A 2,188-nucleotide genomic window follows, 5' to 3' on the forward strand; every position below is an offset into this window, starting at 1 on the left:
GGGATTATTTGAAAGATCGCTTATTGGGTATAGGCGATATTCCTCCGTTATCGGAAGTCATCCGTGCGGCCGCTGCCTGTGGATAATGAGAAGTTACAAAGTAAAGATAGCTGGACAGGCGCAAAAATAAGAGATGTCACTGGCAATAGTGGCGCTTATATTGGTCAACAAATGGAAATGCGCTTACGCTGGCAAGCTATCCCCAAAACACTACAATTTGAAACAGGTTGGGCACATTTGTTTAAAGGTAGTTTTGCTAAAAATGCCCCTAATGCACCCAGTAATAAAAGTGATGTCGATTACTTTTACTTTCAAACGTCCCTTCATATTTAATCACCCGGAAAATATAATCATGAAAAAAATACTGAGTTTTACCTTACTCTATTGTCTGAGCCTTAACACTTATAGTACTGATATTTTACGTATGTCGACCACCACCAGTACAGAAAATTCAGGCCTATTAAAAGTACTCGACCCTCTCTTTGAAAAAATTTATAACGTACGTTTAGATGTGATTGCAGTCGGGACGGGGAAGGCTTTACGCTTAGGTGAAAATGGTGATGTTGATGTGGTTTTTGTTCATGCGCCCGCCGCCGAACTTAAATTTGTAAAAAAAGGTTATGGTGTCGATAGAAAAGCCGTGATGCATAATGACTTTGTACTTATTGGGCCAAAATCTAACCCTGCAAAAATTACCAGCAAGCAAGCAATACAAGTCGCACTTAAACGTATTGCCGAAACGCAATCCGCCTTTATTTCTCGCGGCGATGATTCAGGTACGCATAAAAAAGAAAAATCATTATGGCAGCAAGCAGGCATAGAGCCGAGTGGCTCTTGGTACTCAGCAGTAGGTCAAGGGATGGGCGCTGTACTCACCATAGCCAATGAAAAACAAGCGTATACATTGGCTGATCGCGGCACCTATATCGCATTTAAAGATAAAATAGATTTAGTCATCATCAATGAAGGTGATGCAGCTTTATTTAATCCCTATCACATTATGGCGGTTAATCCGGCCAAACATCCACATGCGCGTTATTATCTAGCGAAAAAATATATTGAGTTTATCACCAGCAACGAAGGGCAAGCATTAATCGGTGCGTATAAAAAGAAAGGTGAGCAATTATTTTACCCTGACGCTCAAAAATAATAACGTTTAATATAATTAGGTTATTTGCCATAACTCATCATGGCAAATAACCTAATTCATCCTAATAGCCAGAGTAATAAGTCATATTTCTCATACATTTCCAATCCCCAAACTAGTATTACTAACCATATTTCATGCCAAATTCAGCGACAAAATGCCACATTTCCCTTTGCACAGCTTAACGCTAAAATTTTCGAGTAATAACTATCAGCACCGTTAGATACCTCACGATTAATGCCGATACCCCCCCTAATATTTTTAAATAAGGAACGCTAATATGAGCATCGAAGATTTAGATTACCAAGAAAAAATCATTGCCCCCACCAAACAACTTATTACACAGCTTAGTGAGCAAGCAAATGAGCTACTTGCACAAGCTAAAGAGTCTGCTTTAGAACTTCATGATAAGATTGCTGAAGTAGGTTTAGAGTTTTATGAGCACCCTGTAGAAACGGCTACGCGCTGGCAAGCTGAAGCGACCGAAAAAAGCAATGAACTCTATGCCACTTTTAATGACAATATACTTCCCGCAGTCAAAGCAGACTATGATCAGCTGATCGTAACGCTTGTTGATTATGGTCTACAATCACGCTAATCATTACAAGTATTTCTGGATAATCCAGAACAAATTACAGTAGAAGCGTTCACTGCACTTAACCAGTCGTTGAGTACTTATATTGATAATGCTTTAAATGTATCGTCACTTGTTCTTAATGATCTCAGCAGCAAAGCGGATGAAATTATCAGCTTGTTAATTGAGCAACCTATAGAAACCATGGAAACTCTCTATTATCAAACACTAACAAATCTGCTCAATAGCTATTTTGACATCGTATCATCTGCACTTGTTTCTCTTTAGTAATATGGGCGTGATTTTAAGCGCGAAATCACGCCTTACTCCTCAAACGTCCCGCCTGAATTCGTATAATAAGTGCATAACCTCTGAAAGTAACGGATAGCAATACACTGGTTGAATTGAGACAAGACATAGGTGTAAAGTAAACAGCTACCAAACAATTTACAGAGGCTACAAATGAG

General features: G+C 39.0%; 4 protein-coding genes. All 4 read left to right on the forward strand.

All coding sequences use genetic code 11. From position 1 onward, the window contains the following. The first annotated feature begins 78 nt into the window (after nt 1-78). Nucleotides 79-333 (forward strand): alginate export family protein, encoded by a 255-nt coding sequence (locus BQ7314_RS12335; RefSeq protein ID WP_245394992.1) that lies wholly within the window; start codon nt 79-81, stop codon nt 331-333. Between the two features lie 19 nt (nt 334-352). Next, nucleotides 353-1,150, forward strand: coding sequence for an ABC transporter substrate-binding protein (locus BQ7314_RS12340; protein WP_174483989.1), 798 nt, complete (start codon nt 353-355; stop codon nt 1,148-1,150). 277 nt (nt 1,151-1,427) lie between these two features. Then, entirely contained in the window at nt 1,428-1,745 is a 318-nt protein-coding gene (locus BQ7314_RS12345) for a hypothetical protein (RefSeq protein WP_174483990.1), read from the forward strand. Nucleotides 1,746-1,814: 69 nt separating this feature from the next. After that, complete coding sequence (locus tag BQ7314_RS15695) at nt 1,815-2,009, forward strand: hypothetical protein (protein ID WP_217423847.1); 195 nt, start codon at nt 1,815-1,817, stop codon at nt 2,007-2,009. The last annotated feature ends 179 nt before the right edge of the window (nt 2,010-2,188 follow it).

The sequence above is a fragment of the methanotrophic endosymbiont of Bathymodiolus puteoserpentis (Logatchev) genome, from assembly GCF_900128525.1.
GTDB lineage: Bacteria > Pseudomonadota > Gammaproteobacteria > Methylococcales > Methylomonadaceae > Methyloprofundus.